The sequence below is a fragment of the Nocardia tenerifensis NBRC 101015 genome, assembly GCF_000308715.1.
Lineage (GTDB): Bacteria > Actinomycetota > Actinomycetes > Mycobacteriales > Mycobacteriaceae > Nocardia > Nocardia tenerifensis.
Genome location: NZ_BAGH01000299.1, coordinates 1 through 5,364 on the forward strand (window position 1 = coordinate 1; position 5,364 = coordinate 5,364).

Below are 5,364 nucleotides of genomic sequence, written 5' to 3' on the forward strand. Positions count from 1 at the left end.
GTCGCCCCCGTCAGGCACTCGTGCAGGACGCAGGACAGCGAGTAGATGTCCGCCCGGCCGGTGACCTGGCCGACGTCGAACCGCTCCGGCGCCATGTAGATGTAGGAGCCGACGGCCATGCCGACCGCCGTGACGGCGCTGTCGCCGTCGGTGTGCGCCAGGCCGAAATCGGCGAGGTAGGCGTAGTCCGCCGCGGTGACGAGGATGTTGGCCGGTTTCACGTCGCGGTGCACCAGGCCGCCCGCGTGCGCGGCGTCCAGCGCCGAGGCGATCTGCTCGACGATGCCCACGGCGCGAGCCGGGCTCAGCGGTCCCTCCTTGCGCAGGAGCGTGCGCAGGTCGACGCCGGGCACCAGCTGCATGTCGATGAACAACACGCCGTCGATGACGCCCCAGTCGTGGATCGGGACGATATGCGGTTCGGCGACCCGGGCAGCCGCCTGCGATTCCCGCCGGAACCGCACCTGGTAGGCGGGGTCGTCGGCGAGCACCTCGTGCAGCAGCTTCACCGCCACCACGCGGTCCTGCACGGTGTCGTAGGCCTCGTAGACCTCGCCCATGCCCCCCTTGCCCAGCAGGGATCGCAGTTCGTACGGCCCGAACCGTGTGCCGGTTCGCGGCCCTGGTGCCTCCACCCCGTCAATCCTCCACATCCCGGGCCAGGAGTGCACGCATAAACTCTCGCGACGCCTGCCCGTCAAAGAGTGGATTCTCCGGGTGTCACCACCCCGTGGTCAAACGCAAAGACGATCGCCGCGGCCCGATCCCGCAGCTCCAGCTTGCCGAATATGTGTCCGACATGGCTTTTCACGGTGACTTCCGAGATACCCAGTTCGCGGGCGATCTCCGCGTTCACCCGGCCCCGCCCGATCAGTTCGAGCACCTCGTACTCGCGCGCGGTCAGGTCCGACAGCCGGGTGCTGGTGCGGGTCGGACTCGGCCGCACGCTGCGATAGGCCGTCAGCACGCGTTCGGTGACCGACGGGTCGAGCCAGGCGCCGCCACCCGCGACCATCCGCACCGCGCGGATCAGATCCTCGGCGGGGGAATCCTTGAGGATGAATCCGGCCGCGCCCGCGCGCAGCGCGCCTGAGAGCAGTTGATCGTCGTCGAAGGTGGTCAGCACCAATACCGGCGGCGCGCCGTCGCGCGCGCGGAGCAGGCGGGTGGCGTCGATGCCGCCGACGCGTTTCATCCGCAGATCCATCAGCACCACGTCGGGCCGCTCGGCCGCCACCGCGGCGAGCACCTCGTCGCCGTCGGCGCACTCGCTGACGACGAATCCGTCGCGGCGGCGCAGGATCCGGCGCAGGCCACCGCGCACCAGCTCCTGGTCGTCGACGACCAGCACCGTGACCGCGTCCTCGGCTCCCATCGGCGCGGCCGCGGTCACCGTGGCTCCGGTGACGGGCGAGGTTCGCCCAGCGGCACTCTCGCGACGTGCTCGTTTCTCATCAGGCCTCCCGTATCGCCGGACCACCGTGCGGCATCCAGTTCCCTGGCGCGCAAGCGAATCCGGCCCGCGTCGGCGCCAGCGGGATGGCCACGCGCACCGACCAGCCGCCGTCGAACGGACCCGCGACCATCCGGCCGCCGAGCAACTCCGCGCGCTGCACCATCCCCGACACTCCCATGCCCGCCCCGCGCTGCGCGGGCAGGCCGCCGGGCACCGTGTTGTCCACCGTCAATATCGCCGACGAGGCGTCCACCGCGACCTGAACGAACGCGGCGGCGCCCGGCGCGTGCTTGACGACATTGGCCAGCGACTCCTGACCGATCCGGTACAGCGCGAGCCCGACCGCGGGCGACACCGCGCGCAGATCCTTCGCGCACACGTACCGCACCTGCAGCCCGGCCTTGGCGAAGTCGCCGACCAGGCTCGCGATGTCCTCGACGCCGGGTTCGGGCGCGTGTTTCGACGGCCGCGCGTCGAGCAGCCCGACGGTGCGCCGGATATCGGCCATGGCCTGCCTGCCGAGTTGCTCGGCCTCGGTGAGCGACTCGACCGCCTCATCGACCTCGCGATCGGTCTGCAGCGCGTGCCGGGCGGCGGTGAGGTGCAGCAGCGTGACGCTCAGCGAGTGCGCGATCACGTCGTGCACCTCGCGGGCGATCCGGCGGCGCTCTTCGTCGGCGGCCTGCGTCGCGCGGATGTCTTGATAGCCGCGCTCCTGGTAGAGAAAGCGCCGCTGGTATTGCAGCAGCACGCCGGCCATCCACCCGAACGCGATGCTGACCAGATAGGACGGCAAGCCCTGGGACAGGTTGCCGTACATGTCGAACAGCACCAGCTCGAGCATCATCGCGGCGGCGATCGGCACGCTGACCCGCAGGCCCGCGATCGCCGACACCTCCCCCGCCGCGGCGACGAGCACGAACGGCGCGAGGTCCGGCGAGACCGGCTGGACGAGGAACAGCGCCTCGGCCGCCATCGCGAACAGACCGAGCGTCGCGGGCCGGGGCATCGCGCCGAGGAACGCGTACATCGGACCGAACGCCGACGTCAGCAGCACCGCGAGGATGGGAAGGGCGCTCGGAAAGTAGTTGTGCCGCTGGATCGCCGACCCGACCGCGACGAGCAGCAGCGCCGCGTCGACGGCGATGATCACCGAGGGCGGGTAGTCGAAGGGCAGTTCCTCGACGCGGCGCAGAAACGAGGCCACCGGTTGTCTGGCGAAGTCGGCGACGCGTGCACCGAAGCGCCGCGCTCCGTCGACCAGACGCCGGCACGCGCGGGCGACCCGCCTCGGCTCGCGAACCGGGGTGGAGACGCCGATCACACCCATGGGGTAAGGCTAACCGCCCGATCGCGGCCCGCACATCGTTCCCGGAGCGGGTCGGTTCTCCTACCGTGGGTGGACAAGAATTCGGGTCTACGGCACGACGACAGCCGCACCCGCCGCTCCGTACCGTGAATCGCAGCGTCACACGGAAAGGCGAGGCTCATGTCCTGGAAAGATCAGCACGCCCGGACCGAGATCGTGCACACCGTCCTGGCCCGCGCCGCCGTCGACCCGGCCGATCCGCGACTGTTCGAGGGGTTCGCGGACCTCGAGCGGCTGTTCGGCGACGCCGACGGCTTGCTGCTCGCCCTGCGCTATCGCTGGAATATCCACCTCGACGCGAAGCTGGATCAGGCGATGGCGCAAGGACAGTCGGCGATCGAGGCCTACCTCGAACTCACCGCCGAGCAGCCCGTGCTGCGGGCGCTGCTCGACGCGCAGTATCGTCGCCGAAACCACTCGCCGGAAGTCATGGCGCGGTAGTGCGCGACGACCGACCGGCGGCCGACCGGACAGGGGCTGGGACAACGATGTCGGAACCGGCGATGCTCGAATTATCCGGAGTCACCAAGGAATACCGGGTCGGCGGGCAGACGGTTCGCGCGCTCGACGGCGTCGATCTGCGCATCGAGCCGGGCGAGTTCACCTCGATCATCGGGCCGTCCGGTTCCGGCAAGAGCACGCTGCTGCATCTGCTCGGCGCGCTGGACAGCCCGGACGCGGGCTCGATCCGGTTCCGGGGCGAGGAGATCGGCACGCTGGACGACGAGCGTCAGTCCGAGTTCCGCCGCCACCGTGTCGGTTTCATCTTTCAGTTCTTCAACCTGCTGCCCACCCTGTCCGCGTGGGAGAACGTCGCGATCCCGAAGTTGCTCGACGGCACCGGGTTACGCAAGGCGAAGCCGCGCGCGCTGGAGTTGCTGAAACTGGTCGGGTTGAGCGAACGGGCCGGCCATCGGCCCGCCGAGCTGTCCGGCGGTCAGATGCAGCGGGTCGCGGTGGCGCGGGCGATGATCATGGATCCGCCGCTCATCCTGGCCGACGAGCCGACCGGCAACCTGGACTCCAAAACCGGCGCGTCCATCCTCGAATTGCTCGGCGAGATAGCCGGTTCCGGTAACTCGGTGGTGATGGTGACCCACGACATGGGCGCGGTGCGGTACTGCGATCGGGTGGTCACGCTGCGCGACGGCAGGATCGGCGCCGACGAACTCGGCGAGCGTTCGGTCACCGCGTGATGGGCGCCGCGTGGGATCGGTTGCGGCTGTTCAATATCGGCGAGCTCCTCGCGCACCGCGGCCGGACCGTCATGTCGCTGGTGGTGATGGGGGTGTCGGCGGGGCTGCTCGTCGCGGTGCTCAGCATCTCCGGTTCGGTCACCGGCTCGGTGGACCGGCTCACGCACAGCCTCGGCGGGCGGGCCGCGCTGGAGGTCACCGGCGTCACCGAGGCGGGCTTCGATCAGCAACTGCTGCAACGGATCGCGCGCACGCCCGGCGTGGACAAGGCGGTCCCGATGCTGCGCGAGCAGATCGGCACCGGCGCCGACCGGGCGCTGCTGATCGGGGCCGACCAGAGCGTCGGCGCGCTCGGCGGCGAGCTCGCCGGGCCGATGACCGCGCAGATCGGCAAGCTGCTCGCGGTGCCCGACGGCGTCCTCGTCGGCGCGGCGATGGGGCATGCCGAGGGCGACCGGTTCCGCCTCGGCACCGGAACCGTCACCGTCGCAGGCGTTCTGGACGAGGACACGTCGAAGCGGCTCAACGGCGGCCATCTCGTCGCCGCGCCGCTCGGGTTGGCGCAGAAGGTCACCGGACGGATCGGTCGACTGGACTCCGTTCAGATCATTCCGGCGCGGGATGCGCGCGTCGACGCGCTGCGGGCCGAGCTCACGGCGGTCGTCGACGGCCGCGCGGTGGTCGCCGAGCCGAGCCTGCGCACCGCGCAGGCGGGCGGCGCGGTGCAGCTGGTGCGGTACTCCACCATGATGGCCTCGGCCGCGGCGCTGATCGTCTCGGCCTTCCTCATCTACAACGCGATGAGCATGGCGATCGCGCAGCGCAGGCCCATGCTCTCGCTGTTGCGCGCGATCGGCGGCAAGCGGGGCCCGATGGTGCGGGATCTGCTCGCCGAGGCCGCGCTGCTCGGCGTGCTCGGCGGCGGGGCAGGCGCGGTGCTCGGAATCTTCATGGGGCGCATGGCGATCGGGCAACTGCCCGCGGCCATCATGTCGTCGGTGGAGGCGCGCACCGAGTATCTGGTGCCCGGCTACGCGATTCCGGTCGCGGTCGCCGCCTGCGTGGTCGCCAGCGTGACCGCGGCCGGGCTGGCCGCGCGGCAGGTCTACCACGTGGAGCCCATCGAGGCACTGGCGCCGGTCGGCGTCGGCCGCGTCGACGCGACGAGCCCGCTGCTGCGGTGGGCCGCGGTCGTGACCGGGCTCGGCATGGTCGCGGCGGCGGTCGTGATCGCGGAACTCGATCTGGGTCGTTTCTCTCTCGGCGCCATCTCGACCGCGTTCGCCGCGGCCGTCGTGCTGTGCTTCGCCGCGACCGGGCCGCTGGTCCGGACCGCCGCGGCG

Annotated in this window: 6 protein-coding genes; 3 read left to right on the top strand and 3 right to left on the bottom strand. The window is 70.9% G+C overall.

The window, feature by feature from the left end:
* The 3 genes from ON39_RS23395 to ON39_RS23405 all read right to left on the bottom strand — a co-directional run.
* Nucleotides 1-635, bottom strand: a 635-nt coding sequence (locus ON39_RS23395) for a serine/threonine-protein kinase (RefSeq protein ID WP_255219293.1), incomplete at its 3' end; no start/stop codon positions are given.
* A gap of 62 nt (nt 636-697) precedes the next feature.
* Entirely contained in the window at nt 698-1,375 is a 678-nt protein-coding gene (locus ON39_RS23400; RefSeq protein WP_174412558.1) for a response regulator, read from the bottom strand.
* 79 nt (nt 1,376-1,454) lie between these two features.
* A complete protein-coding gene (locus ON39_RS23405; RefSeq protein WP_051186951.1) occupies nt 1,455-2,786 on the bottom strand; it encodes a sensor histidine kinase in 1,332 nt (443 codons plus the stop codon).
* Nucleotides 2,787-2,945: 159 nt separating this feature from the next.
* On the opposite strand from ON39_RS23405, the gene ON39_RS23410 reads away from it, so the two are divergent.
* The 3 genes from ON39_RS23410 to ON39_RS23420 all read left to right on the top strand — a co-directional run.
* Nucleotides 2,946-3,266, top strand: coding sequence for a hypothetical protein (locus ON39_RS23410; RefSeq protein WP_040737617.1), 321 nt, complete (start codon nt 2,946-2,948; stop codon nt 3,264-3,266).
* 62 nt (nt 3,267-3,328) lie between these two features.
* Nucleotides 3,329-4,021 (top strand): ABC transporter ATP-binding protein, encoded by a 693-nt coding sequence (locus ON39_RS23415; protein WP_040737622.1) that lies wholly within the window; start codon nt 3,329-3,331, stop codon nt 4,019-4,021.
* A partial coding sequence (locus ON39_RS23420) for an ABC transporter permease (protein WP_040737618.1) occupies nt 4,021-5,364 on the top strand: 1,344 nt, incomplete at its 3' end. The genes ON39_RS23415 and ON39_RS23420, both read left to right, overlap by 1 nt.